We start from the raw sequence: 26,464 nt of genomic DNA, 5'->3' as shown, positions 1-26,464 counted from the left end.
CACCAGCTCATCGCGGGTGGACCCGGCTCACCCCGCTCCCGCGCCGACGCCCACCACCTCCGGGATCCGGAAGGGCTTGCCGCAGCCGCCGCACATGATCGGCGCCTGGGCGAGGACGGACGGCACGACGCGGACGTTGCGCCCGCAGTCGCAGACGGCCTTCACGCGCACGCCGCCTCCGGAGGACCCGTGCCGGGCGGCCGGGCCGCGGAAGGTGCGTGAGGTGTCGGCCGTGGTGGCGACCGTGTGCGCGCGCAGGGCGCGTTGCAGCCGCTCGATGGTCGGGCGATAGCGCTTCTTGGCCTCGGGGTTGAGCGTGACCAGGGAGAAACCGCTGCTCGGATGCGGCTCCTCCGGGTGGTCCAGGCCCAGCTCCTCGGCGATCGAGAGGAATCTGCGGTTGTGGTAACGGCCCGCGCGTGAGGTGTCGCGTACGCCGCGGGCCGCGGCGATGCCGTGGACTGCCTCGTGGAGCAGTCGTTCGAAGGAGAGCTCGGCGCCACAGGCGGACGACGACTCTCCGATCAGGGATTCGGGCGCGGCTAGGTCCGGCAGCTCGGAGTGGTGCCGCTGAATGTCGGCCCACGCCTGTGCCAGCTCTGCGGCGAGAACAGGTGGTGTCGTGCTCACGTCGTGACAACGAGCCGGGGTGCCTCCGGGTTCCATTCCGGGGCATCTCAAATAATTTGCACTTACCCGTCAGTTGCCGTTGATGCGTCCGGACGAGGGCGGGTGCGCTGATCTGCGGAGAAGCCTCGCAGCTCACAACAAGGCGGTACGTAGTGGCGCGTACGCCCCGGCGCGTAGGTCAACTCCGTGCGCCGGGGCCCCTGTTGCGAAGAGGACCGGCCGACGCCTCCTGAAGGCACCCCAGCCGGAATCCGGGATCTCAGTACGCGCGTGCCACGACGGCGACGTTACCGGGTGCGTCATCGGCGTCCGGCACCGCCCCGTCCTCCGTGACCAGACACCGTACGGTCACGCCGTGCTCGGCCAGCCGCGCCTCGCCCGCCGGGCCGAGCGCCGCCCACGGCAGGCGCGCCCAGCCGCCCGCCGCCGCGGCCTCGACGGCCTCGACGGCGTCGGCCACGTCGGTCGTACGGGACTCCCGGCGGGCGCGGGCCTGGGTGAGCAGCAGTTCCTGGTCCTCTTCGAGGACGGTGGGCAGGAGCGTCGTGAGGGCGTCGAGGGCCACGGGCTGCTTGCCGCCCGCGATCCGGCGTACGAGCATCGCGGTGCCGTTCTCCAGGTCGCGCGGCCCGATCTCGACACGCACCGGCACGCCCTTGAGCTCCCAGTCCACGGCGCGCCGCCCGAAGGGGGTCTCCGTGCGGTCGTCGACCTGGACGCGTACGCCCGCCGCCGTCAGCCGCTCGCCGATCTCGCGGGCCTTGGCGAGCACGGCGTCGTCGTCCTTGACGGCGAGGACGACGGCCTGGACGGGCGCGAGGCGCGGCGGCAGGCGCAGGCCGTTGTCGTCGCCGTGCATCATCACCAGGGCGCCGATCATGCGGGTCGTGGAGCCCCAGGAGGTCTGCCAGACCAGTTCCTGCTCGCCGTCCTTCGACAGGTACCGGGTGCCGAAGGCCCTGGCGAAGTTCTGGCCGAGTTCGTGGCTGGTGCCGAGCTGGAGGGCCTTGCCGTCGCCCATCATGCCTTCGAGCGTGAGGGTGTTGATGGCGCCCGCGAAGCGCTCACTTGCCGTCTTGCGGCCGAGCACGAAGTCCATGGCGAGGAGGTCCCGCAGGAAGGCTCCGTAGACGTGCCGGTGGATACGGGCGGCGAAGTCGCGCGCCTCCTCGTACGTCGCGTGGGCCGTGTGGCCCTCCTGCCACAGGAACTCCGACGTGCGCAGGAACAGGCGCGGCCGCAGCTCCCAGCGGACCACGTTGGCCCACTGGTTGATGAGCAGCGGCAGATCGCGGTAGCTCTGCACCCACTTGGAGAAGTACTCGTTGACGATGGTCTCCGAAGTGGGCCGGATGACGACCGGCTCCTCCAGTTCCTTGCCGCCGCCGTGCGTGACGACGGCCAGCTCCGGAGCGAAGCCCTCGACGTGCTCCGCCTCGCGCGTGAGGTACGACTGCGGGATCAGGAGGGGAAAGTACGCGTTCTGGGTACCCGTCTCCTTGATGCGTGCGTCCATGTCGTGCTGCATCCGCTCCCACAGCCCGTAGCCGTACGGTCGGATCACCATGGTGCCGCGCACCGGCCCGTTGTCGGCCAGCTCGGCCTTGGTGATCAGCTCCTGGTACCAGCGGGGGAAGTCGTCCGCGCGGGGCGTGAGTACGGGTGCCTTTGCCATGGCGCGCATGGTACGTCCGAGCCGTCTGAAGGGCCGGAAATTTACGGTCCCAGGGGGCGCACGACGGTGGCACGCAAGCATTGCCCCACAACCCCTGGACGCCACGACGGATGCGGAGTTCCCTGGCATACGGGGGGAGCGTGAACGCACGTCGTGGGGGCGGACGAATCGTAGAAATCGGCACGACAACTCTCGGCGGATTGGGGCGCTTTTCGATGACACCTACGCTCGTGCACTCCCACCGCCCGCGCGCGGGTGCGACCCCACGTGTGGACCGGTGCGCACGCGCGCGTGACTGGGCGGAGATCCAGGAGAGGATGCTGGTCCCGCTCTACGAAGCGGTGTACGGACGACTGGAAGTGGGCCGCGGCACGCGCCTTCTCGACCTGGGCTGCGGGTCCGGGCTCGCCCTGCTGATGGCGGCCTCGCGGGGCGCCTCGGTGACCGGCGTGGAACCGTCGGCGCCCGAACGCCTGGCGCTCGCCCGCGAACGCCTCGCGCCGGACGCGTCCGCGGGCGCACGCCCAGGGGCCGGGACCCGCCTGGTGGAGGGCTCCCCCGAGGACACCGCGTCCCCGGACGACCCGCCGTACACCCTGGTGACCGCGTTCCAGCCGATCGGGTGCGTGGCCGGCGACTCCGAGGGCCTCTCGGCACTCCTGGAGTCGGCCTCCCCGCTCGCCGAGCGAGGCGCCCCCGTGGTCCTCGTCGGCTGGGGCCCACCGGAGCGCTGCACCACGTCCTCCGTGCTCCGGGTGGCCACGAAGCTCGCCGACCCGTTGCGCAGCGCGCACAGCTGGCGCCCGGCGTGCCGGGACGACCTGGAGGAGGTGGCGCACCGCGCGGGCCTCAAACCGGACGGCTCGGGCCGTGTGGCATGCCCCTTCGGCTACGCGGACATGGACAGCGCCGTCCGCGGCCTGCTGTCCACCGGCCTGTTCGACGCGGCGGTGGGCGCGACGGACGAGGTGCAGGTCGACAAGGAACTGACCGAGGCACTACATCCGCATCAGCGCCGCGACGGCACGCTGTGGATGCCGAACGTATTCCGCTACTTGATCGCACGCACGCCTTAACAGCCACGGCTACGTAGACACTGCCGACCAACAGCCACTGCTTCGTACGCACGGCTGAGCACGCACTACAGGGGACGGGGCGCGCCGAAAACCGCCCTCTACGTAGACCCCACACCGACGCGCCTCACTCCTTGAGCGCCGCCTGCCATGTCCAGACCGTCCGGCGCTCACGCCCGCCGAGGTCGCCGCGCCCCGTGCACCAGAGCAGCACGGCCGCAGGGTCGCCGTCCGGGGCGTCCGGGAAGAGCCGGGCCAGCACGCGCTCGCACAGCGCCCGGGGCGGCAGCCACGCCACGGCGAGGCCCTGGGTGATGTCGTGCGTGTGCAGCAGGATCTCGGCGGTGCCCATCGCCGCGAAACCCGTGGGGTCGCACGGCCCCCGGTGCCAGGCACGGGCATCGGCCGGGGAGGCGTCGATGGCGGTGGCGAGGAGCCCCGCGGCGGCGGTGATGACGCGCAGGATGTCGGCCGGTGTGGCGGACGGGCGGACGGTCAGGTCGAACGGCAGGTACGCCGTGTCCGGGCGGGCGCTCAGCTGGCCCGCGTAGGCCAGCAGGTCGTGTGCGATGTGTGTCGCCGTGGTCCGGCAGCTCCACTCCAGGGAGCCCGCGGGGACGGGGGCCCAGTCCCGGTCGGCGTGCGGGCCGAGCGCCCGCAGCAGTTCGGCGGCGGCTTCCCTGACGTCGCTGCTGTCCATGGCGGCACGTTGGCCAGCCCGGTGGCGCGTGTGCCTCACGTTTCCTTGGTGAGCCGTGCAATACCGGCCACCCTGTAGGCGTCGGCCTCCTCCAGGGTCTCGTTCTCCAGGAGGGACGCGGCCAGGGCGTCCAGTTGGCCGCGGTGGTCGCGGAGTTGGCGGCAGGCGCTCTCGTAGCACTCGTCGACGATGCGGCGCATCTCGCCTTCGATGGTGTCGAGGGTTCCCGGGGCGGCGGCCAGGCCGTAGGCCTGCTGGGCGTCGTTCGGGAGGGCCGAGAGGCGGCCCACGCGTTCGCTCATGCCCCAGCGGGCGACCATGCCGCGGGCGATGTTGGTGACCTGCTCCAGGTCGTTCTCGGCGCCGGTCGTGATGACTCCGTAGACGACGTGTTCGGCCGCCATGCCGCCCAGGGCGCCGATGATGCGGCCGCGCAGATACTCCTCCGTGTACGCGTACTTGTCGGCGTCCGGGGTCGACAGGGTGACGCCGAGGGCGCGTCCGCGCGGCACGATGGTGATCTTACGGACGGGGTCGGCGCCCGGCTGCAGCATCCCGAGGAGGGCGTGCCCGCTCTCGTGGTACGCGGTCCGGCGGCGCTCCTCGTCGGGCATCACCAGCGGCCGCTCGGCGCCCAGTTGCACCTTCTCCAGGGCTTCGGAGAGGTCGGACTGCGTGACCAGCTCCTGCCCCCGCTTCACGGCGAGCAGGGCGGCCTCGTTCGCGAGGTTGGCCAGGTCCGCGCCCGTCATGCCCGGGGTCGTGCGGGCGATCTGGGCCAGGTCCACGTCCTCGGCGAGGGGGATCGCCCGGGTGTGGATGCCGAGGATGGCCTCGCGGCCGCCGCGGTCGGGCGGTGACACGTTGACGACGCGGTCGAAGCGGCCGGGACGGGTCAGGGCCGGGTCGAGGATGTCGGCGCGGTTGGTGGCGGCGATGACGATGACGCCCTCGGAGCCGGAGAAACCATCCATCTCGGTGAGGATCTGGTTGAGCGTCTGCTCGCGCTCGTCGTGCCCGCCCATGCCGCTGCCACCGCCGCGGGCCCGCCCGATGGTGTCGATCTCGTCGATGAAGATGATGGCGGGCGCGACCTTGCGGGCCTCGGCGAACAGCTCGCGCACCCGCGAGGCCCCCACCCCCACGATCATCTCGATGAACTCCGACGCGGACGCCGAGAAGAACGGCACCCCTGCCTCACCGGCGACGGCCCGCGCCAGCAGGGTCTTGCCGGTCCCGGGCGGCCCGGCGAGCAGCACACCGCCGGGCATCCGCGCGCCCATCTTCCGGTAGGCGTCGGGGTTCTTCAGGAAGTCGACGACGTCGTTCAGCTCGCCCTCGACCTCGTCGATGCCCGCGACGTCCTCGAAGGTGGTCCGCTTCTTGCCCGGCTCCAGCTCGACGGGCTTCGGGGGCTGCTTGCGCCCGAGCATGCCGCCCGCGCCGCCCATCCCGGACGCCATCCGCCGTGCGATGAAGATCCACAGCACCACGAGCAGCAGCATCGGGGCGAGCGAGATCAGGAGGTTGGACAGGAAGCTGCGCTCCTGCACCACCGGCTCGGCGGTGACCGTGACCTTGTTCTTCGTCAGATCGCCCCACAGCTTGTCGTCCGCGAATTCGGGCCGCTGCGTCTTGAACTTGGTGTATTCGTCACCCCCGTCCGGATCCTTCTGCTCCTTCTTGAGCTGCCCCTGGATCGCGTCGCCCTTGGAGTAGATCTTCGAGACGTTTCCGGAGTCGACCTGCTTGCTGAACTCCGTGTACGAGATGGTCGGCTCGTCGCCGTCGCCGAAGAAGGAGAGAACGAGGTTGGCGACGAGATAGACGATCAGGGCCGTGAGGATCAGCCCGCCCCAGCCACCGGGCAGCTTCCGCTTCGGCGGCGGCGTGGGCGCGGGTTCCGGAGCACCCTCGGAGCGCCACGGCTGCTCGGGCTTCTGACGCGGCGGCACGGGGTTGCTCATAAGCGGACGCTACGACACAAAAGGCCCACCGGCACCCGCTCCGGGCCCGCCAGGGGACACACGCGGGCCCCCGCCCCTGCACCCGCCCGCGGATACGCCAGGGGCGCCCCACCACGTGGTGGGGCGCCCCTGGACGACGTACCGAAAGGGCCGTGCTCAGCCCATGAACTTCTTGAACTCGTCCGGCAGCTCGAAGTCCTTGCCGCCCTGGCCCCCGGCCGGGAGCCCGAACGCCCCGCTCGCGGCGGCTTCCTCGGCCGCGGCGCGGCGCGCGGCGGCCTCGTCCTCCTGCTGCTTGCGCTTCATCGGGTTGCCGGAGCGCTGCTTGCCCTTGGCCTGCTTCTGCTTCTTCTTCTGCTTGCCGGGGCCACCGCCCATGCCCGGCATCCCTGGCATCCCCGGCATGCCGCCGCCCTGCGCCATGCGGGACATCATCTTGCGGGCCTCGAAGAACCGCTCGACCAGGTTCTTCACGGCGCTGACCTCGACACCGGAACCCTTGGCGATACGGGCCCGCCGCGAGCCGTTGATGATCGTCGGCTCCTGCCGCTCACCGGGGGTCATCGACTTGATGATGGCCGCGGTGCGGTCGACGTCGCGCTCGTCGAGGTTGTTGATCTGGTCCTTGATCTGCCCCATGCCGGGCAGCATCCCGAGCAGCTTGCTGATGCTGCCCATCTTCCTGACCTGCTCCATCTGGGCCAGGAAGTCGTCGAGCGTGAAGTCCTTGCCGCCCTTGCTGCTCGCCAGCTTGGAGGCCATCTTCTCGGCCTCTTGCTGCGAGAAGGTCTGCTCGGCCTTCTCGATGAGCGTGAGCATGTCGCCCATGCCGAGGATGCGGGACGCCATGCGGTCCGGGTGGAACGCGTCGAAGTCGTCCAGCTTCTCGCCGTTGGAGGCGAACATGATCTGGCGGCCGGTGACGTGCGCGATCGAGAGCGCGGCACCACCGCGGGCGTCGCCGTCGAGCTTCGAGAGCACGACGCCGTCGAAGCCGACGCCGTCCCGGAAGGCCTCCGCCGTGTTGACGGCGTCCTGACCGATCATCGCGTCGACGACGAACAGGACCTCGTCGGGGCTGACGGCGTCGCGGATGTCCGCGGCCTGCTGCATCAGCTCCTGGTCGATGCCGAGGCGTCCCGCGGTGTCGACGACGACCACGTCGTACTGCTTCGTACGCGCGTACTCGATCGAGTCCTTGGCGACCTGCACCGGGTCGCCCACGCCGTTGCCCGGCTGCGGGGCGTAGACCCCGACGCCCGCGCGCTCGGCGACGACCGACAGTTGGTTCACGGCGTTCGGGCGCTGGAGGTCGCAGGCCACGAGCAGCGGGGAGTGGCCCTGGGCCTTCAGCCAGCGGCCGAGCTTTCCGGCCAGCGTGGTCTTACCGGCGCCCTGGAGGCCCGCGAGCATGATGACCGTGGGCGGCTGCTTGGCGAAGCGCAGGCGCCGGGTCTCGCCGCCGAGGATGCCGATGAGCTCCTCGTTGACGATCTTGATGACCTGCTGGGCCGGGTTCAGCGCCGCGGAGACCTCGACACCGGTCGCCCGCTCCTTGACCTGCTTGATGAAGGCGCGGACCACCGGCAGGGCGACGTCCGCTTCGAGCAGGGCGATACGGATCTCGCGCGCCGTGGCGTCGATGTCAGCCTCGGAGAGCCTGCCTTTGCCGCGGAGGTTCTTGAATGTCGCTGCGAGGCGATCGGAAAGAGTGTCGAACACGGCGGTCGCGAATCCTCGGGATCGGGGGCGGGCGGGCGAGTCGCCCTCCAGGGTATCTGCCTCTCGCCGGGACGGGTGCCCTCCGTCCCCACCTGACCTCGGCCGGGCCCCGGGCGAGGCCCACGGGCCCGGTCCGACGGCGCTCGCACGCCTCGTACGACAGCACAGACGCACGCCGTACGACGGGCACAGACGCACCCCGTACGAAGGGAACCCGCGCACCTCGTACGACGAGCCCCGCGAGCGACCGTCCCCCTACCCCCGCAACACCGCCTCCACCTCCCGCGCCACCCCCGCCGCCCGCTCCCCCGCCAGCGGCGCCCCGTCCGACCCCGTCACATAGAAGGCGTCCACCGCGTTGGACCCCAGCGTCGACACATGCGCACTGCGCACCCGCACCTCCGCCGCATCGAGCGCCCGCCCGATCCGGTGCAGCAGCCCCGGAGCGTCCTGGGCCCGCACCTCGATCACCGTCGCCCGCCGCGACCCCGCCGACGCCACGGTGACCCGGGGCGGCGGCGCCACCGTGCCCCGGCGCCGTGGATACGCGGCGTCCCGCTCGGCGAGCCGGGCCGCGATGTCGAGGGACCCGTCGAGCGCCCGCACCAGGTCGGCCCGCAGCCGCGCGGCCTGGGGCAGCGAGCCGTACTCGGCGGCCACCCGCCACTGGAGCATCAGCACCGAGCCGGGCATCTCCTCGGGCAGCCCGACCGCCCGCAGCTCCGCGGTGCGCACGGTCAGCCGGTGCATGGCGAGCACCCCGGCGACGGCGGGCAGCACCCCGCCCTGCTCGGGCACGGCGACCAGCAGCTCCACCCCCAGCGGCTCGGCCTGCTCCCCGGCCGGACCAACAGAGCCCCCAGGCCCCGCAGGCCCCCCAGACCCCGCGGAAACCCCAGAGCCCACAGAGCCCTCAGAGCCCCCAGAGCCCTCAGAAACCGCAGCCCCCTCGCCCCCCGCACCACCCAAGGCGCCCCCGCCAGAATCCGCCCGCAACGCCACCACCGGCGCCCCCGTCCGCACCGCCTCCACCGCGAGCCGTTCCTCCTCCGCCGAGGCGGGCGCGCCGTCCCCGACCGCGTACGGGTCCTCGACCTCGTCCCCCGCGAGCACCGCCGCGACCCGTTTGACCAGGTCCGCGACCAGCGAGCCGCGCCACGACGACCAGGCCGCGGGCCCGGTGGCGAGCGCGTCCGCCTCCGTGAGGGCGTGAAGCAGCTCCAGGGTGCCGGGCGAGCCGACGGCCTCGGCGACGGACCGCACGGTCGCGGGGTCGTCGAGGTCGCGCCGGGTCGCGGTCTCGACGAGGAGGAGGTGGTGGCGTACGAGACAGGCGAGTACGGCGACGTCGGCGCGGTCGAAGCCGATCCGGGCGGCCACGTCGCGGGCGATGATCTCCCCGGCGACGGAGTGGTCGCCGGGCCAGCCCTTGCCGATGTCGTGCAGCAGGGCGGCGACGAGCAGCAGGTCGGGCCGTCCGACGCGGCGGGTGAGGTCGGCGGCGCGGACGGCGGTCTCGACGAGGTGCCGGTCGACGGTCCAGGTGTGGACGGCGTTGCGCTGGGGGCGGCACCAGACCCGCTCCCAGTCGGGCAGCAGCCGGGTGATCAGGCCCTCGGCCTCCAGCGCCTCCCAGACCTGGACGGTCGGCCGCCCGGCGCCGAGCAGCGTCACCAGTTGCTCGCGGGCCTCGGCGGGCCACGGCGTGGGCAGCGGCCGGGCGGCGGTCGCGATGCGGCGCACGGCGTGCAGGGACAGGGGCAGCCCGGCCTGCGCGGCGGCCGCGGCGGCCCGCAGCAGCAGCACGGGGTCCCGCTCCGGCCGGGCGGCGCGCGCGAGCACGACCTCGCCGTCCTGCTCCACGACGCCCTCGGCCAGCGGCGACCGCTCGGCCACGGACGTCTTCCCGCCGCCGAGGAGTCCGCGCAGCCGCGGCCTCGCCTTCCGGGACCGCAGCACGCGTCCGACCTCGCGCCAGGTCACGTCGCCTGCGTAAGCGACGGTGCGCGCAGCCTCGTACACCTGCCGCAGCAGGGTGTCGGCGTCGAGCAGGCCGAGTTCGGCGGCGACCTGGTCCTGTTCCTGGAGGGTGAGCCGGTCGGTGGCGCGGCCGGTCGTCAGGTGCAGGACGTCGCGGACGTCGAGCAGGGTGCTGCGGGCCTCGGCGAGGCCCTCGCGGGGCGCGTCCGCGAGCCAGGAGGCGGCTACGGCCCGCAGCGCGGTGGCGTCGCGGAGTCCGCCGCGGGCCTCCTTCAAGTCGGGTTCGAGGAGGTGGCTGAGCTCGCCGTGGCGCACGGCCCGGTCCGCGCACAGTTCCCGCAGCTCGGGCAGCCGTTTGGGGGCCTGGTTGCGCCAGTCGGCGAGGACCGCGCTGCGCATCCCGGTGGTGAGCCCCAGGTCACCGGCGAGGTGCCGGGCGTCGAGCAGGCCGAGGTGGACCTTCAGGTCGTCGGCCGCCGTCTTGCGGGCCTCGGCGGGGGTGCGCACGGAGTGGTCGAGGGCGAGGCCGAGGTCCCAGACGGGGTACCAGATGCGGTCGGCGAGGGCGGCGACCGCGCCCGGGTCCGCGGTGCCGTCGTGGAGGAGTAGCAGGTCGAGGTCACTGCGGGGCGACAGTTCGCCGCGGCCGTAGCCGCCGACGGCGACCAGGGCGATGCCCCGCGACGCGCCGGGCCCGGTGTCGGCGGTGCCCGCGGCGAAGAGCCCGTTCAGCCAGCCGTCCGTCAGCTCGGCGAGGGCGGAACGGCGCGGCGGCCCGGACCGCGCCTCCTCCTGGAGGAGGCGCAGCCGGGCCGCCGCGTAGCCGCTGGGTCCGGAGTCTTCCGTGTCTGCCGAGTCTGCTGATTCCTTCGGTACTTCCACGCTCGTCACCCGGCGGCTCCTGTTCTCTGTGGGACTACAGCGCGCACGCCGTGCGCGTCACAGCGCGTCGGGTCCGCGCTCGCCGGTCCGCACCCGGACCGCCGTGTCGACGGGGACGCTCCACACCTTGCCGTCGCCGATCTTGCCGGTGCGGGCCGCCTTGACGACGACCTCGACGAGCTGTTCGGCGTCCTCGTCCTCGACGAGCACCTCGATGCGGATCTTCGGTACGAGGTCGACGGTGTACTCGGCGCCGCGGTAGACCTCGGTGTGGCCGCGCTGCCGTCCGTAGCCGCTGGCCTCGGTGACGGTCAGGCCCTGGACCCCGAAGGCCTGCAGGGCCTCCTTGATCTCGTCGAGGCGGTGCGGCTTGACGACCGCGGTGATGAGCTTCATGCGTCCACCTTCTTGTTCTTCTGGGCCGTCGGCTGCGCGGCCCCCTGGACCGGGCCCGGCACGGCGGTCGTGCGGGGCGCGGAGCCGCCGCCCGCGCCGCTGAAGTCGTACGCGGTCTCGGCGTGCTGGACCTGGTCGATGCCGCCGACCTCCTCGTCCTCGTCGACGCGCATGCCGATCGTCTTGTCGATCAGGAAGGCGAGGACGGCGGAGGCGACCAGGGAGTAGCCGAGGACGGCGCCGACACCGGCGGCCTGCTTGCCGAGCTGTTCGAGGCCACCACCGTAGAAGAGACCCTGCGCCTCGGACTGGCCGCCACCGGTGGCGAAGAGACCGACGAGGAGCGATCCCGCGATGCCGCCGACCAGGTGGACGCCGACGACGTCGAGGGAGTCGTCGTAGCCGAACTTGAACTTCAGGCCGACAGCCAGGGCGCACAGCAGACCGGCGACGGCACCGATGGCGATCGCGCCGAGGGGCGAGCAGGAGCCGCCGGAGGGGGTGATGGCGACGAGTCCCGCGACCGCGCCGGAGGCGGCGCCGAGGGTGGTGAACGCGCCGTGGCGGATCTTCTCGTAGGCGAGCCAGGCGAGCATGGCGGCGGCCGTGGCGATCTGGGTGTTGATGAACATCAGCGCGCCGACGCCGTCGTCGTTGCCGAGCCAGGACCCGGCGTTGAACCCGAACCACCCGAACCAGAGGAGACCGGCGCCGAGCATCACCAGGGGCAGGCTGTGCGGGCGCATCGGGTCCTTCTTGAAGCCGACGCGCTTGCCGATGACGAGGATCACGCCGAGGGCGGCGGCACCGGCGTTGATGTGCACGGCCGTGCCGCCCGCGAAGTCGATGACGCCCATCTCGAAGGCCCAGCCGCCGGTGCCCCACACCCAGTGCGCGACCGGGAAGTACACGATCGTCGCCCACAGGGCCACGAACAGCGCCCACGCGGTGAACTTCACGCGGTCCGCGAGCGCGCCGCTGATCAGGGCGGGCGTGATGACGGCGAACATCAGCTGGAACACGGCGAAGACGTAGACCGGGATGGTGTACCCGTCCCACAGCTCGTTGAGGCCGATCCCGCCGAGGCCCACGTAGTCGCCGTTCCAGCCGAAGAGGCTGCCGTGGTCGGTGCCGAAGGCGACGGAGAAGCCGTAGAGCACCCACAGGACGGTGACGATCCCGAGGCTGATGAAGCTCATCATCAGCATGTTCAGGGTGCTCTTGACGCGGACCATGCCTCCGTAGAAGAAGGCGAGCCCCGGCGTCATGAGCATCACCAGGGCGGAGCAGATCAACATGAACCCGGTGTTGGCGGCAGACAGCTGCGGGGCGTCTGCGGCAAGCGTGATGCCTGGGGGCATCGGCGTCTCCTCGTCGTCGGATACGGCCCGTGCGGGCTTCACCCTCTGCGGTGCGAGGACGGTGGGCCGGTTATGCCGCATGAGGTTGGCGCAGCGCGGTTTCGGTCAGTGCCGCTCGATGTTTCGCGCCAGTGACGAAGAGGTCGTGCGTGTTACGCGTGGATGAACCGCGGGGTGCGCGGGACGGGGCGGTCCTACCCTCACGGGACCGGCCGCGGCGGGCCTATCCGGATGACCTGGCATGGGGGAGCCGAGTCGGGCTGTCGGGATGGGCCGGCCGCGGCCGGAGTGTGCGGGGCGCGCCGGTCAGGCGGCCGGGTGCGCGGGCATGTCAGACGGCCTCCGCGGATTCCGGCATGTCGACGGCGAGCTGGTCGGTGAGCCGGACCACGTCCGCCACGTCCCCGAAGTCCCGCAGGGCGTTGTCGACGGTCTTGCGCAGCCGGGTGTTGACCCGCTCGGAGCGCACCTTCTTGGCGATGGCCAGGGCCTCGCCCGCGAGCACCGTGCTCTGCTCGGGCTCCTTCTGGAGCAGGTGGACGGTGGCCATGCCGATCAGGTTCAGTGCGTACGACCGCTGGTGCTCGGGGTCGTTGCCGAAGAGCTCGACGGCGCGGGCCATGACGGGCTCGGCCAGCGAGGCGTACGTGGGGCTGCGCCCGGCCACGTAGGCCAGGTCGCGGAAGGAGTGGGCGTTCTCGCCGTTGAGCTCGGCCTCGGAGAAGAAGCGGATCCAGTCGGGCTCGGGCTCGTCCCAGTCGTCCGCGTCGGCGAAGGTGTCCTCGGCCATCCGGACCGCCCGTTTGCAGCGGCCTGGCTGCCCCATTCCGGCGTAGGCGCGGGCCTCCATCGCATACAGCATCGACTGGGTGCGCGGGCTCGCGCAGTCGCGGCTGCCGTACTGCGCGAGGTGGATCAGTTCGAGGGCGTCGTCGGGCCGGCCGAGGTGGATCATCTGGCGGCTCATGCTGGAGAGGATGTACGACCCGAGGGACTTCTCGCCGGCTTCCTTGGCGGCGTGCAGGGCGAGCACGAAGTACTTCTGGGCGGTGGGCTGGAGCCCTACGTCGTAGCTCATCCAGCCTGCCAGTTCGGCCAGTTCACCGGCGACCTTGAACAGGCGCTTGGAGGTGTCCTCGGGCTGGGGCTCCTGGAGCAGGTCGGTCACCTCGTGCAGCTGACCGACGACGGCTTTTCGGCGCAGGCCGCCGCCGCACTGGGCGTCCCACTGGCGGAACATCACCGTGGTGGACTCAAGCAGGTCAAGCTCGGGCCGGGAGAGGCGGCCGGGGCGGCGCGAGGTGAGCTGCGGCTCGGGCTCGGGCACCGGGGCGGAGGGGCCGGGCACGAGCCAGCGCTGCATGGGCTCGATCAGGGCGGGTCCTGCGGACAGGGCGAGCGAGGTGCCGAGGAAGCCGCGCCGCGCCAGCATCAGGTCGCTGCGGCTGAACTCGCTGATCAGCGCGACGGTCTGGGGGCCGGTCCAGGGCAGGTCGATGCCGGACACGGACGGGGACTGGTGGGCGGCGCGCAGGCCGAGGTCCTCGACGGCGACGACGCAGCCGAAGCGCTCGGAGAACAGCTCGGAGAGGATGCGCGGGATGGGCTCGCGGGGGTTCTCGCCGTCCAGCCAGCGGCGCACCCGTGAGGTGTCCGTGGAGATGTGGTGCGCGCCCAACTGGCGTGCTCTGCGGTTCACCTGGCGGGCCAGCTCGCCCTTCGACCAGCCGCTGCGCACGAACCAGGAACCGAGCATCTCGTTGGGGCGCTTCTCAGCGTTCGCACCGCTACCGCCATTGCCGCCCACTGGAACGCCCCCATCCCTCAAGCCACTTGTCCGAGGTCCACGTCAAGCCCTAACAGAATGCCGCGTGTTGCGGCGGTCCGTCCGGAGAATGTCACCCTTCGAACGGGAAACCGACTTGCCTCCGGCATACCCACGAGTGCGCAAGTCCCCGAGCCATGTACCGAAAGTAATCCTACGATCACCGCTCCGGCGAGGGCGAACGCGGAAACGCCACCATTCGCCACCCCTTCGAATGAACTCCTTGCCCGCCGCACACGATTCACTTGACACCGGACAACCAAAAGTGGGCGGAGCGGAGCACGCAGGGGCGCGGGCAACGGAGTGCACCACCTGTAATGCCTCCGAGCGCGGGCACCAGTTGACGGCGGAACGCGGCGAAAGTCGGCGAGAGTCGGCTTGAGACGTGCACAACGCGTCCAGGCGCGGCGAGTCACGGTCCGGATCCGTCACGTCACCACCGCGCACACGTAACCACCGCACACGCGACCCGTTGGAGGGGGCATGGGCTTCACGATCGGCGGCATCCGGGGGACCAAAGAGCCCCGGTTCGGTGTCCGGGGAACGAAGGACGTCCGGGGGACCGAGCAGACAGGCGAGACGGGCGCGAGAGGCGCGGCGGAAGCAGGCGCGGAGGCGCGTGTGCCGCGCGCGGCCAAGGAGGCGCGCGCCACGAAGGAGCCGCGCGCCGCCAAGGACGCCCGTGCCGCCAAGGAGACCCGCGCCGCCAAGGAGACGAAGGAGCCGCGCTCCGGGTCCCGTCGGCGCTGTCGCTCGACCGCCGAGGAGTGCACGGCCGTCGCCGAGTACACGGGCCTGTGGGGCTGGGCCGTGGTGCCCGGCGCACGCGCCCAGGACGGCCGCTGTTCGTGCGGCCGGGCCGACTGCGCCGCCCCCGGCGCCCACCCGCTGGACTTCGCCCCGGAGATCGCCGCGGGGGCCACCCTCGACAAGGTGACCGAGGCCTGGTCGCAGTTCCCCGGCGCGGCGGTGATGCTGCCCGTGGGCCGCGGGTTCGACGTGATCGAGGTGGCCGAGGCGGCGGGGCGGCGCGCCCTGGTGCGCCTGGAGCGGATGGGCCTGCCGCTCGGCCCGGTGACGGCCACTCCGGACGGCCGCACGCACTTCTTCGTGGCCCCCGGCGCCGCCGCCGAACTGCCGCAGCTGCTCTACCGCATGGGCTGGGACGACACCGGGCTCGACCTGCACGGCCTCGGCCCCGGCGCGCACATCACCGCCCCGCCGTCCGACCGCGCGGGCCTCGGCCCGGTCCGCTGGCTGCGCTCCCCCGACCCCGAGTCGGTCACGGGTCCGCCGCACGCCCGGCTCCTCCTCGGCACGCTGGCGTACGTCGCCCACCGGTCGCCCGCGTAACACGCGCCCCGCGCGGGGCGCACGCACCGCACGCGGCGACCACATGACGAAGTGCCCCACTCCCGGCTGCACCCGGGGGCGGGGCACTTCTTCGCTGACGGAGCGCACCACGCGCAGGCGCACTACCCGCAGACGCACCACACGTAAGCGCCGCACACGTAAGCGCCGCACACGTAAACGCGCCAGACCTGAGCGCACCACGCCTGAGCGCACCACGACGCCCGCCGCCTCAGTCTCCGATCAGCGCGTCGACGAACGCCTCCGGCTCGAACGGCGCCAGGTCGTCCGCGCCCTCGCCGAGGCCGATGAGCTTCACGGGGACGCCCAGCTCGCGCTGGACCGCGACCACGATGCCGCCCTTGGCGGTGCCGTCGAGCTTGGTGAGGACGATGCCGGTGATGTCGACGACCTCGGCGAAGACGCGGGCCTGCACCAGGCCGTTCTGGCCGGTGGTGGCGTCGAGGACGAGCAGCACCTCGTCCAGCGGCGCGTGCTTCTCGACGACGCGCTTGACCTTGCCCAGCTCGTCCATCAGGCCGGTCTTGGTGTGCAGTCGGCCCGCGGTGTCGATGAGGACGACGTCGGCGCCCTCGGCGATGCCCTCCTTGACCGCGTCGAAGGCGATCGACGCCGGGTCGCCGCCCTCGGGCCCGCGGACCGTGCGGGCGCCGACGCGCTCGCCCCAGGTCTGGAGCTGGTCGGCGGCGGCGGCGCGGAAGGTGTCGGCGGCGCCGAGGACGACCGAGCGGCCGTCGGCGACCAGGACGCGGGCGAGCTTGCCGGTGGTGGTGGTCTTGCCGGTGCCGTTGACGCCGACGACCATCACGATGGCCGGGGTCTCCAGGCCGGACTCGGTCTTCACAGTGCGGTCGAAGTCCGTGCCGACCAGCGTGAGGAGCTCCTCGCGGAGCAGGGCGCGCAGGTCCTCGGGGGTGCGCGTGCCGAGCACCCGGACGCGCTCGCGCAGCCGCTCGACCAGCTCCTGGGTGGGGGCGACGCCGACGTCGGCGGTCAGGAGGGTGTCCTCGATCTCCTCCCAGGTGTCCTCGTCCAGGTGCTCGCGCGAGAGGAGCGTGAGCAGGCCCTTGCCGAGTGCGTTCTGGGAGCGCGAGAGGCGCGTGCGCAGGCGCACCAGGCGGCCCGCGGTGGGCTCGGGGGTCTCGATCTCGGGAGCCGGCGGGGCCGCGGGCTCCTCCGTCGTGACGGGTGCGGACGCCGAGGGCTCGGCGACCGGCAGGTCCACCTCCTCGATCGTGCGGCGCGCTTCGTCGCGCGGCGTCTCGGCCTCGTCGCCGACGTGCGGCTCGGCCGGAGGGGCGGTGATGGTGGGCGTCGCGGAGGGGGCCTTCGCCTGGGGCAGCTGCTTCTTCTTGCGGCTGCCGACGACGAGCCCGCCGATCGCACCGACCACGACCACGGCGATGACTACAGCAAGGATGACGATTTCCATAACTCACCCAGTATCAGTCATGGGCCCTTCGGGCAGCCTCCTTGTGTCTTCCTCCAAAGGACATAGGCCACTAGCCGCCATTACTCGGACTAAAGTACGATGGAAGAGGCTGCGTCAACGCGCGTAGAGTCCCATCTGCTGATTCACCCAGCTCACCCCCACCGGCCGGCGACGACGTCGACGCAAGCCGAGCGAGAGGCACGGAACCACCCCTCATGAGCACCACCGCCGAAACGGCCGAACACGAAGGCGCCATGGAGACCCGAGGCCTTGAGCCCGTCCCGGACTCCGAGCGCCACGGCAGGACCCGCGAGCTGTTCCCCACCTGGGTCGCCGCCAACATCAGCGTTCTGCTCCTGACGATGGGCGCGGGCCTGATCGTCTCGAACGGCCTGAACTTCTGGCAGGTCCTGGTCGTCGCCCTGGTCTCCCCCGTCCTGAGCTACGGCCTGGTGGGTCTCGTCTCCATCGCGGGCAAGCGCGGCGGCTCCCCGGGCATGACACTCTCGCGCGCGGTCTTCGGCCAGCGCGGCAACCTCTTCCCCGGCGCGCTGATCTGGGTCGCCCGCTGGGGCTGGGAGACGATCAACGCGGTCACGGGTGCGTACGCGATCCTCACCGTGCTCGACATCTGCTTCGGCGTGCAGGCGAACACGGCCCTGAAGGTCATCACGCTGCTCGCCTTCGTCGCCGCCACGTTCCTCATCTCCGGCCTCGGCCGCAAGGTCCTGCACGTGTGCAGCACCTGGTCGACGTACCTCTTCGGCGCGTTCAGCGTCCTGGTGCTCGTCTATCTCCTCACGGACACCGACTGGGGCCAGGTCTTCGACAAGCCCGCGGGCTCCACGGCGATGATGATCGCGGGCATCGGCACGATCGCCGCGGGCGGCATCAGCTGGGTGCCCACGGGCCCGGACTTCACCCGCTATCTGCCGCGCACGGCCCCGAACAGGCCGCTGGTCGGGCATGCCGTCGGCGGCGCGGCCATCGTCGTGGTCCCGATGGTCCTGATGGGCGCGGTCATGGCCGTCTCGCAGCCGAAGCTGTCCTCGGCGCAGGACCCGGTGGCCTTCCTCGGCGACCTGCTGCCGACGTGGATCGCGGTGCCGTATCTGATCATGGCCCTGATCGGCATGCTGCTGATCAACTCGATGTCGATGTACTCGGCGGGCTTCACCGCCATGACGCTCGGCATCAAGGTCCCGCGCGCGTGGGCGGTCAGCGTGAACGCCGTCATCAGCCTGATCTTCGGCTACCTCCTGATGAACGTCGCCACCAGCTTCATGGGCTCCTTCATCTCCTTCCTGACGCTGCTCGCGGTCGCCTTCTCCGCCTGGATCGGCGTGTTCGGCATCGACATGCTGCGCAGGAAGACGTACGACGGCGAAGCGCTGATGGACACCAAGCGCACCAGTGCGTACTGGTACAAGGCGGGCTTCGCCTGGCAGGCCATGACCGCCTGGGGCGTCGCGCTCGTCGTGGGCCTGCTCTTCACCAAGGTCGACTGGTTCAGCGGCCCGCTCGCCACGTCCTGGATCGGGCGCAACGGCCTCGGCTGGCTCGTCACGATCCTGGTCGCGGGCGCGCTCTACGCCCTGCTGCCGCGCCAGCCCCTCCCCGAGACGGCCACCACGGCCGGGGCGACGGAGCCGGCCAAGGCCGCCGCCAAGGCGTGAGCACCCTCACCCCCCGCCCGCCCCTGGCCATCTGACGCAGCGTCAGCTACCGTCCCCCTTCGCCGCACCCGGTGAAGGGGGACGTTCCGCATGCCCGTCACAGTCGTACGTTTCAACCTCGTCGATCCCGCGGCCACCCCCGACACGCTCGGCGCCCGCTACCGCGCCGCCCTGGAGATGTCCGCGTACGCCGACGACCGCGGCGCCTCCACGATCCAGACCGAGGAGCACCACGGCGTCGCCAACAACTGGCTGCCCTCGCCGTTCGCCTTCGCGGGCGCGGTGTTCGGGGCGACGCGGCGGATCGCGGTGACCGTCTCGGCGGTCATCGGGCCGCTGCACGATCCGCTGCGCCTCGCCGAGGACATCGCCGTGCTCGACCTGCTGAGCGGCGGCCGTCTCGTCACGGTCGCGGGGATCGGCTACCGGCCCGAGGAGTACGCGGCCTTCGGCGTCGAGTGGACCCGGCGCGGCAAGCTCCAGGACGAGCTTCTGGAGACCCTGCTCAAGGCGTGGACCGGCGAGGAGTTCAGCCATCGCGGCCGCACCGTGCGCGTCACCCCGCGCCCGCACACCCGGCCGCACCCGCTGCTCCTGGTCGGCGGCTCGTCGCGGGCGGCGGCCCGCCGCGCCGCCCGGTTCGGCCTGCCGTTCTTCCCGAGCGCGCATCTGCCGGAGCTGGAGGCGTACTACGACGAGAAGCGCGCCGAGTACGGCACCGAGGGCTGGACGATGATGCCCGCGGCCGAGACCCCGCTGCTGCACCTCAGCGAGGACCCCGACCGCACCTGGGCCGCGTACGGGGAGCACTTCCTGCACGAGGCCCGCACCTATGCCTCCTGGCAGTCCGACGACATCCGCTCGGCGGTGCGCTCGGCGGCGACGACAGTCGACGACCTGCGTGCCGAGGGCGTGTACCGGGTGCTCACGCCCGACGCGTGCGTGGCGCTCGCGGAGTCCGGGGCGAATCTCGTGCTGCATCCGCTCGTCGGCGGGATGCCGGTGGACGAGGGGTGGCGGAGCCTGCACCTGTTCGGCGACAACGTACTGCCCCGGCTCAAGGACTGACGTTGCGGTCCTTGAGCCGGGGCAGCTTCCTCAAGAGGAGCGGGGCAGCGGGGATTAGCCCATCTCCTCCAGGGTCTTGCCCTTCGTCTCCTTCACGAACTTGGCGACGAAGGGGATCGAGAGCGCGGCGAACGCGCCGTAGATGATGTACGAGCCGGTCAGGCTCCACTCCGACATGCTCGGGAAGGTCTTGGTGATCGCGAAGTTGGCGAGCCACTGCGCGGAGGCCGCCACACCGAGCGCCGCGGCGCGGATCCTGTTCGGGAAGATCTCGCCGAGCAGCACCCAGACCACCACGCCCCAGGACAGCGCGAAGAAGAGCACGAAGGCGTTGGCGGCGATGATCGCGGTCAGGCCCTGGCCCTGCGGCAGCGAGACGTCGTCACCGGAGCCGGTCCGGTAGGAGAACGCCCAGGCCATGGTGAACAGGGCGATGGCCATGCCGGCCGAGCCGATGAGGGCGAGCGGCTTGCGGCCGATCCGGTCGACGAAGATCATCGCGATGACCGTGCCGACGATGTTCACGATCGACGTCTCGAAGGAGTACAGGAACGAGCTGCTCGGGTCGTGGCCGATCGACTGCCAGAGCTGGTTCGAGTAGTAGAAGATCACGTTGATGCCGACGAGCTGCTGGAAGATCGACAGGAAGATGCCGATCCAGACGATCGGCAGGAAGCCGAACTTGCCGCCGAGCAGGTCCTTGAACGTCGACTTGTCCTCGCGGTGCATGGCCAGCTCGATCTCGGCGGCGCGCGCGTCCACGTCGACGGAGGTGCCCTCGACCTCGGCGAGCACCTTCTTGGCCTCGGCCTGGCGGCCGACGGAGAGCAGGAAGCGCGGGGACTCGGGGATCACGAAGGACAGCAGGCCGTAGAGGACGGCCGGGACGACCATGACGCCGAGCATCCACTGCCAGGCCTCGAGGCCGGCCAGCTTGCCGCGCTGGTCGCCGTCCGCCATGTTCAGGATGCCCCAGTTGACGAGCTGGGAGACGGCGATGCCGACGACGATGGCGGCCTGCTGGAACGAGGCCAGGCGGCCGCGGTAGGCGGGCGGCGCGACCTCGGCGATGTAGGCCGGGCCGATCACGGAGGCCATGCCGATGCCGATGCCGCCGATGAAGCGCCACACGGTCAGGTCCCACGCGGCGAACGGCAGCGCGGAGCCGATGGCGCTGGCCGCGAAGAGGACCGAGGCGATCTGCATACAGCGGATGCGGCCGATGCGGTCGGCGATGCGGCCCGCCACGGCGGCACCGACGGCACAGCCGAGCAGGGCGGTGGCGATGATCCAGCCCAGCATGTCCGCGTTGACGTCGAACCGGTCCTGGATCGCGACGGTCGCGCCGTTGATCACGGAACTGTCGTAGCCGAAGAGGAATCCGCCCATCGCGGCTGCCGCCGTGATGAAGATGACATGGCCCAGATGGTCCGGGTGGGCGTCCCTGGCCCCTGGCTGCGGCGGCTGCGCTGTGCTGGTCACGTGTACTCCTCGGGCCACCGGCTGCGTTGCCGGGGGTGGGGGTGAGAGCCCTTCAAGTGGCGCACAACTTCACGCCGCCCACCACCTGAAGGTAAAAGCAACGTTGCAGAGACTATTCCTTCAAGTTGCGAAGTCAATAGTTCGTTAACAGTGAATCTGAGCCACACAAGACGACACCCCGTGTTCAAGTTATGAACACGGGGTGGGTCAGTGGAGTGAACCGGGTGGAGGGCTAGCGGAGTCGCTGGCTGATCACCTTGGAGACGCCGTCGCCCTGCATGGACACGCCGTACAGCGCGTCCGCGACCTCCATCGTCCGCTTCTGGTGCGTGATCACGATGAGCTGCGAGGCCTCCTGCAGCTCCTGCATGATCCGGATGAGCCGCTGCAGGTTGGTGTCGTCGAGGGCCGCCTCGACCTCGTCCATCACGTAGAACGGGCTGGGCCGCGCCTTGAAGATCGACACGAGCAGCGCCACGGCGGTCAGGGACCGCTCGCCGCCGGACAGCAGCGAGAGCCGCTTGACCTTCTTGCCGGGCGGCCGGGCCTCGACGTCGACCCCGGTGGTGAGCATGTTGTCGGGATCGGTCAGGATCAGCCGTCCCTCGCCGCCCGGGAAGAGCCTGCTGAAGACCCCCTCGAACTCCCGCGCGGTGTCCCGGTAGGCCTCGGTGAAGACCTGCTCGACGCGCTCGTCGACCTCCTTCACCACCTGGAGGAGGTCGGCGCGGGTCTTCTTGAGGTCCTCCAGCTGCTCACTGAGGAACTTGTGGCGTTCCTCCAGGGCCGCGAACTCCTCAAGGGCCAGCGGGTTGACCTTTCCGAGCTGCTGGTACGCCCGTTCGGCTGACCTGAGGCGCTTCTCCTGCTCCGCGCGGACGTAGCGCACCGGCTTGTTGCGCGGGTGCTCCGGGTCCTCGGGCAGCTCCTCGCCCTCGGCGGCGGGCGAGGGCGGCACGAGCTGGTCGGGCCCGTACTCGGAGACGAGCCCCGCGGGTTCCACGCCCAGCTCCTCCAGGGCCTTGGTCTCCAGCTGCTCGATCCGCAGCCGCTTCTCCGCGCCGAGCACCTCGCCCCGGTGCACCGAGTCCGTCAGCTTGTCCAGCTCGTCCTTCAGCTCGCGCCCCTGGTTCCGCTCGGCGACGAGGTCCCTCTCCCGCACCTCCTTGGCTCGCTCGGCGGCGGCCCGCTCCTGCTCCGCGCGGACCAGGGAGACCTCGACGTGGGCGAGCAGCTGGCGGGCGCCGGAGGCGACGGCCTCGGCGACGGCGGCCTCGTGGCGCAGCCGCGCCCTGCGCTGCTCGGCACGCGCGCGTGCCTCGCGTTCGGCGCGGGCTGCGCGGTCGAGGCCGTCGGCGCGGCCTGCGAGGCCCTTGACCCGCTCCTCGTGCGTGCGCACCTGGAGCCGGGCCTCCATCTCCGTCTGGCGGGCGTTGGCGCCGTCGGCGGCGAGCCGGTCGCGCACGGAGGTGTCGGGCTCCTCGTCGGCCGGTGCCTCCTCGGCGACGGCGAGCCGCTCGGCCAGCTCCTCGACCTCCGCCGTGGCCCGCTCCAGGGCCTCCTGGGCCTTGGCGGCCGCGGCGGCCGACCGCTCCGCCTCACCGGCGGCGCCGCGCGCCTGTCCGGCGAGGGACCCGAGGCGCTGCGCGACGGCCGACTTCTCCCGGTCGGCGGCGCGCCGCCGCTCCCCCAGCTCCTCCACGAGCGCGGCGCACTCCGCGCGCAGCTCCCCGGCCCCCTGCTGCGCCCCGGCCAACTCCTCGCACCGCACGTCCAGTTCGGCGAGCTCGGCCGCCGCCTCGTCGACGGACGCCTGCACCTCGAGGAGACTCGGCGCCCCCGCCGACCCGCCCTGCGCGAAGTGCGCCCCGAGCACGTCCCCCTCAGCGGTGACCGCCGTCAACTCCGGCTGCGCGTACACCAGATCCTCGGCGTCCTCCAGCGTCCCGACCACGACGACATCCCGCAGCAGCCGCCGCACGGCAGGCATCAACTCGGCGGGCCCGCGCACGAGTTCGGCGGCACGCGGGGGTCCGCCCGGGGACGACTGCGGCGGTACGTCGCCGGGGGTGCCGTCCGGCCGACCGGCACCGGAGGTCCCGCGCGCGGCGCGTGCACCGGGGGTGCCGTCCGCGGCCTCCGGCGAGGCGCCGACAGCCGAACCGGAGGAGGCGGAGCCCGCCGCCCCGTCACCAGGCCCCTGGCCTCCCGCACGCGCGGCCGCGCCCCCTGCCGCCCCGGCACCGTCCCCGTCAGGCGCCCCCGCCAGCAACAGCGCCGCCCGCCCCCCGTCCTGCTTGCGCAGCAGGCGGATCGCTTCTGCAGCCGATGCGGGCGTCGACACGGCGATGGCGTCCGCCGCGGCGCCGAACGCCGCCGCCACCGGCACCTCGAAGCCCGGTGCCACGCTGAGGAGTTCGGCGGCGGGGCCGAGCAGCCCGGTGAGGCGGTCCTGGGCGGCGAGCAGCGCGCCGGAGCCGTCCTTGCGGCGCAGACCGAGGGCGAGGGCGTCGTGCCGGGCGGCGACAGCGGCCCGCTTCCGCTCGGCCGCGGTGACCGCCTCGCGGGCCGCGGTCGCCTCGGCCTCGGCGTCGGCGAGGGCGCGGCGGGCCTCCTCGTGCCGCTCCCCCAGCTCGACGTCGCCCGCGTCGAGGCCGTCGACCTCCGCCTTGAGCTGTTCGTACTCCTCCTGCGCGGTGACCGCGCGCTCGCGTGCCTCGTCGCGGGCGAGCGCGAGCCGGTCGATCTCGGCCTGCGCGGACGCCGCCCGCGACCGGGCCGCGTTGACCTGCCCGCCGAGCCGCGCGAGGCCTTCGCGCCGGTCGGCGATGGCCCGCGCCACGTCCTTCAGGCGCCGTTCCTCGGCGGCCAGTTCGCGTTCCAGGTCGGCGCGGTGCGTGACGGTGTCGTCGAGGGCGTACTGCGCGGCCTCAAGGGCGGCTTCGAGCTCCGCCTCCTGTTCGCGGATGCGGGCGGCCTCGCGCTCCATGTCCTCGGGCTCGCGGCCGCGCCGCTCCTCGGCGGGTGCCGAGCGGGCGCTCTTGATCCGGGCGTCGGCGAGCGAGATCGTCCCGCGCACCCGCTCGGCGAGCTGCGACAGCTCGTACCAGGTCTGCTGGGCCCGCTGCAGCCGCGGGCTGAGCCGCCGCACCTCGTCCTCCAGGACCGCCTCGCGCTGGAGCGCGGTCTTCAGCTCGGCCTCGGCGGCGTCCTTGCGGGCCTTCAGCGCGGCCTCGTCGGCGACCTCCGCGTTCAGGGCCTGCCGCATGCCCACGAGGTCGTCGGCGAGCAGCCGCAGCCGGGCGTCGCGCAGGTCGGCCTGGATGACGGCGGCACGCCGGGCGACGGCGGCCTGGCGTCCCAGGGGCTTGAGCTGGCGGCGCAGCTCGTCGGTGAGGTCCTGCACGCGCGCGAGGTTGGCCTGCATCGCGTCCAGCTTCCGCAGCGCCTTCTCCTTGCGCTTGCGGTGCTTGAGGACGCCGGCGGCCTCCTCGATGAAGGCGCGGCGGCCCATGGGGTCGGCGTGCAGGACGGAGTCGAGCTGGCCCTGGCCGACGATGACGTGCATCTCGCGGCCGATGCCGGAGTCGGAGAGCAGTTCCTGGATGTCGAGCAGGCGGCAGGTTTCGCCGTTGATCTGGTACTCGCTGCCGCCGTTGCGGAACATGATCCGCGTGATGGTGACCTCGGCGTACTCGATCGGCAGGGCGCCGTCGGAGTTGTCGATGGTGAGGGACACCTCGGCGCGGCCGAGCGGCGGCCTGCCGGTGGTACCGGCGAAGATGACGTCCTCCATCTTGCCGCCGCGCAGCGATTTGGCGCCCTGTTCGCCCATGACCCAGCTCAGCGCGTCCACGACGTTGGACTTGCCGGATCCGTTCGGTCCGACGACGCAGGTGATGCCCGGTTCGAATTTCAGCGTCGTCGCCGACGCGAAGGACTTGAATCCGCGCAGTGTCATGGCCTTGAGGTGCACGCCGCGTGACTCTACCTTTCTCGATGAGTTCACCGAGGAACGTGCGAGCAGTTTCACGGCGGAAGGTGCAGGGCACATCAGGTGTAAGGCCCCACGGGGGCAGGGCGACGGGCAGGGCCCGGTCAGCGGGAGCGGACAAAGAGCCGGAGCGGGCAAAGAGCCCGGGGGCGGGAGCGACAAAGAAAGAAGGGACGCCGAAGCGTCCCTTGCAGATCTCTCGGATCTATCGCGGATCTCCTGGATCTATTCGATCAAGAAGATCTCTCTTGTTCAGCGGCTTATGACGGGCGGCCCGACCACGCGTGGCAGGAAAGTCCGTTGCCGTGGGCTCGAGGTGGCGTGGGTCAGGTGAGCGCAGGCTCCGCCTGGGGTACGTCGAGACTCTCGAGGAGCGCGTCGTGAGAAGCGGCAGCCGCCAGCGTGTCGTTCTCCGCCTGGATCCTGACGAGCTCGGATTCCAGGTCCTGGACGCGCTGCTGGAGCCGTCGCATCTCGGCGAGGAGTCGCGGGTCGCTGCCGCCGACGTAACCGAGAAGCGCCTTTGCCATGATGAGTGGTCCTCCACACTGAGTGACCGACCGAATCGGTGTGGGTCGTGAGGGAATCGCACCCGCGGTGCCTGGCACTCTTCTGTTCTTGCTGCCGTTCTCACATGCCAAACAGCTAAGGTGCGCGGGGCTTCCAGAGTCTCACCAAAAAGTTTGACGGTCAACACGATCACGCCCCGTATTGACGGGCAACCCGGGGGCGCGCGGCCGTGGAACTACGGCGCTGCCTCTGCGGCGGGGCCCTGGGGGCGTCGAGATCATCCTTACCCGCGGAGCCTGCCACGGCAAGCCCTTCTTGGCAATCACCAGGTCTTTCCTGCCTCAGGCAGGTGCCACGGCCACACCCGCCGGAGCCCCGCCGTCCGGACCCGCGTCAGCGAATGGCGAACGACTCGTAGCCGCCCCGGGGCGTGTCCCAGATCTCAGTCACACCGTCGACGCGGCCGGGAGTGTCGCCCGTACGCAGCCAGTCGAGGAGCCGCTGGCAACGCTCGCGCGAACCCTCGGCGACCACCTGCACACGGCCGTCGTCGAGATTGAGAGCAAAGCCACTCACGGCTCCGATCTCCAGCGCCTTGGCCCGCGTGAACCAGCGGAAACCCACTCCCTGTACACGGCCGCGCACCCAGGCGGTGAGCCGGACTTCTTCGTTCATAAGGTGCACGCTAACCGGCCAATTGCTCAGTGAGCACTTCGCCCC

General features: G+C 71.6%; 17 protein-coding genes and 1 pseudogene. 4 read left to right on the top strand and 14 right to left on the bottom strand.

Annotated elements, in window-relative coordinates:
* Positions 1–27: 27 nt before the first annotated feature.
* Both ACZ6AA_RS06385 and proS read right to left on the bottom strand, forming a co-directional pair.
* Complete coding sequence (locus ACZ6AA_RS06385) at positions 28–630, bottom strand: hypothetical protein (protein ID WP_030361977.1); 603 nt, start codon at positions 628–630, stop codon at positions 28–30.
* Between the two features lie 259 nt (positions 631–889).
* A complete protein-coding gene (gene proS, locus ACZ6AA_RS06380; protein WP_468451936.1) occupies positions 890–2,305 on the bottom strand; it encodes a proline--tRNA ligase in 1,416 nt (471 codons plus the stop codon).
* Between the two features lie 215 nt (positions 2,306–2,520).
* On the opposite strand from proS, the gene ACZ6AA_RS06375 reads away from it, so the two are divergent.
* The gene (locus ACZ6AA_RS06375; RefSeq protein WP_468451938.1) at positions 2,521–3,381 is read left to right on the top strand and encodes a class I SAM-dependent methyltransferase; all 861 of its coding nucleotides are present in this window, start codon (positions 2,521–2,523) and stop codon (positions 3,379–3,381) included.
* Positions 3,382–3,505: 124 nt separating this feature from the next.
* Here ACZ6AA_RS06375 and ACZ6AA_RS06370 read toward each other — a convergent pair whose 3' ends face one another.
* The 7 genes from ACZ6AA_RS06370 to nsdA form a co-directional block, all read right to left on the bottom strand.
* Positions 3,506–4,078, bottom strand: coding sequence for a maleylpyruvate isomerase N-terminal domain-containing protein (locus ACZ6AA_RS06370; RefSeq protein ID WP_471456510.1), 573 nt, complete (start codon positions 4,076–4,078; stop codon positions 3,506–3,508).
* Between the two features lie 35 nt (positions 4,079–4,113).
* Positions 4,114–6,045 (bottom strand): ATP-dependent zinc metalloprotease FtsH, encoded by a 1,932-nt coding sequence (gene ftsH / locus ACZ6AA_RS06365; RefSeq protein ID WP_471456508.1) that lies wholly within the window; start codon positions 6,043–6,045, stop codon positions 4,114–4,116.
* A 156-nt stretch (positions 6,046–6,201) separates the two neighbouring features.
* Positions 6,202–7,767, bottom strand: a complete 1,566-nt coding sequence (ffh, locus tag ACZ6AA_RS06360) for a signal recognition particle protein (protein WP_087886019.1) — start codon at positions 7,765–7,767, stop codon at positions 6,202–6,204.
* 255 nt (positions 7,768–8,022) lie between these two features.
* Entirely contained in the window at positions 8,023–10,638 is a 2,616-nt protein-coding gene (locus tag ACZ6AA_RS06355; protein WP_471456506.1) for a [protein-PII] uridylyltransferase, read from the bottom strand.
* Positions 10,639–10,686: 48 nt separating this feature from the next.
* Positions 10,687–11,025 (bottom strand): P-II family nitrogen regulator, encoded by a 339-nt coding sequence (locus tag ACZ6AA_RS06350; protein ID WP_030361971.1) that lies wholly within the window; start codon positions 11,023–11,025, stop codon positions 10,687–10,689.
* Positions 11,022–12,386: an ammonium transporter gene (locus ACZ6AA_RS06345; protein ID WP_468451946.1), complete on the bottom strand. Its 1,365-nt coding sequence runs from the start codon at positions 12,384–12,386 to the stop codon at positions 11,022–11,024. The genes ACZ6AA_RS06350 and ACZ6AA_RS06345 overlap by 4 nt, the downstream gene beginning before the upstream one ends.
* A gap of 331 nt (positions 12,387–12,717) precedes the next feature.
* Entirely contained in the window at positions 12,718–14,193 is a 1,476-nt protein-coding gene (nsdA, locus tag ACZ6AA_RS06340) for a transcriptional repressor NsdA (RefSeq protein ID WP_468451948.1), read from the bottom strand.
* Between the two features lie 735 nt (positions 14,194–14,928).
* Between nsdA and ACZ6AA_RS06335 the strand changes: the two are divergent.
* A pseudogene (locus tag ACZ6AA_RS06335) lies at positions 14,929–15,564 on the top strand (bifunctional DNA primase/polymerase); the annotation flags it as partial.
* A gap of 229 nt (positions 15,565–15,793) precedes the next feature.
* Here the strand turns inward: ACZ6AA_RS06335 and ftsY are convergent.
* Entirely contained in the window at positions 15,794–17,014 is a 1,221-nt protein-coding gene (ftsY, locus tag ACZ6AA_RS06330) for a signal recognition particle-docking protein FtsY (protein ID WP_468451950.1), read from the bottom strand.
* Between the two features lie 215 nt (positions 17,015–17,229).
* On the opposite strand from ftsY, the gene ACZ6AA_RS06325 reads away from it, so the two are divergent.
* Together ACZ6AA_RS06325 and ACZ6AA_RS06320 are read left to right on the top strand one after the other, a co-directional pair.
* On the top strand, positions 17,230–18,690 hold the full coding sequence (locus tag ACZ6AA_RS06325; protein ID WP_471456504.1) for a purine-cytosine permease family protein: 1,461 nt from the start codon (positions 17,230–17,232) through the stop codon (positions 18,688–18,690).
* 90 nt (positions 18,691–18,780) lie between these two features.
* Positions 18,781–19,758, top strand: coding sequence for an LLM class flavin-dependent oxidoreductase (locus ACZ6AA_RS06320; protein ID WP_468451954.1), 978 nt, complete (start codon positions 18,781–18,783; stop codon positions 19,756–19,758).
* A gap of 54 nt (positions 19,759–19,812) precedes the next feature.
* Here the strand turns inward: ACZ6AA_RS06320 and ACZ6AA_RS06315 are convergent, their stop codons facing one another.
* From ACZ6AA_RS06315 to ACZ6AA_RS06300, 4 genes are all read right to left on the bottom strand, one after another.
* Positions 19,813–21,240 carry a sugar porter family MFS transporter gene (locus ACZ6AA_RS06315; protein ID WP_468451956.1) on the bottom strand — a complete coding sequence of 476 codons (1,428 nt, stop codon included), beginning with the start codon at positions 21,238–21,240 and terminating at the stop codon, positions 19,813–19,815.
* A 232-nt stretch (positions 21,241–21,472) separates the two neighbouring features.
* Complete coding sequence (locus tag ACZ6AA_RS06310; RefSeq protein ID WP_471456502.1) at positions 21,473–25,216, bottom strand: AAA family ATPase; 3,744 nt, start codon at positions 25,214–25,216, stop codon at positions 21,473–21,475.
* Positions 25,217–25,560: 344 nt separating this feature from the next.
* Positions 25,561–25,764, bottom strand: a complete 204-nt coding sequence (locus tag ACZ6AA_RS06305; protein ID WP_190119874.1) for a hypothetical protein — start codon at positions 25,762–25,764, stop codon at positions 25,561–25,563.
* Between the two features lie 373 nt (positions 25,765–26,137).
* Positions 26,138–26,419: an acylphosphatase gene (locus ACZ6AA_RS06300; protein WP_385710462.1), complete on the bottom strand. Its 282-nt coding sequence runs from the start codon at positions 26,417–26,419 to the stop codon at positions 26,138–26,140.
* Positions 26,420–26,464 lie beyond the last annotated feature (45 nt).

The organism is Streptomyces sp. NPDC040610, from assembly GCF_055594065.1.
The sequence above is the reverse complement of the archived record's forward strand: the minus strand, read 5'-3'. Positions and strand labels throughout refer to the sequence as shown.

Coding starts and splice junctions, on each gene's coding strand:
- ACZ6AA_RS06300 (WP_385710462.1), bottom strand. CDS start 26,419: ATGAACGAAGAAGTCCGGCTCACCGCCTGGGTGCGCGGCCGTGTACAG.
- ACZ6AA_RS06305 (WP_190119874.1), bottom strand. CDS start 25,764: ATGGCAAAGGCGCTTCTCGGTTACGTCGGCGGCAGCGACCCGCGACTC.
- ACZ6AA_RS06370 (WP_471456510.1), bottom strand. CDS start 4,078: ATGGACAGCAGCGACGTCAGGGAAGCCGCCGCCGAACTGCTGCGGGCG.
- ACZ6AA_RS06350 (WP_030361971.1), bottom strand. CDS start 11,025: ATGAAGCTCATCACCGCGGTCGTCAAGCCGCACCGCCTCGACGAGATC.
- ACZ6AA_RS06325 (WP_471456504.1), top strand. CDS start 17,230: ATGAGCACCACCGCCGAAACGGCCGAACACGAAGGCGCCATGGAGACC.
- ACZ6AA_RS06375 (WP_468451938.1), top strand. CDS start 2,521: ATGACACCTACGCTCGTGCACTCCCACCGCCCGCGCGCGGGTGCGACC.
- ftsH (WP_471456508.1), bottom strand. CDS start 6,045: ATGAGCAACCCCGTGCCGCCGCGTCAGAAGCCCGAGCAGCCGTGGCGC.
- ftsY (WP_468451950.1), bottom strand. CDS start 17,014: ATGGAAATCGTCATCCTTGCTGTAGTCATCGCCGTGGTCGTGGTCGGT.
- ACZ6AA_RS06345 (WP_468451946.1), bottom strand. CDS start 12,386: ATGCCCCCAGGCATCACGCTTGCCGCAGACGCCCCGCAGCTGTCTGCC.
- ACZ6AA_RS06320 (WP_468451954.1), top strand. CDS start 18,781: ATGCCCGTCACAGTCGTACGTTTCAACCTCGTCGATCCCGCGGCCACC.
- proS (WP_468451936.1), bottom strand. CDS start 2,305: ATGGCAAAGGCACCCGTACTCACGCCCCGCGCGGACGACTTCCCCCGC.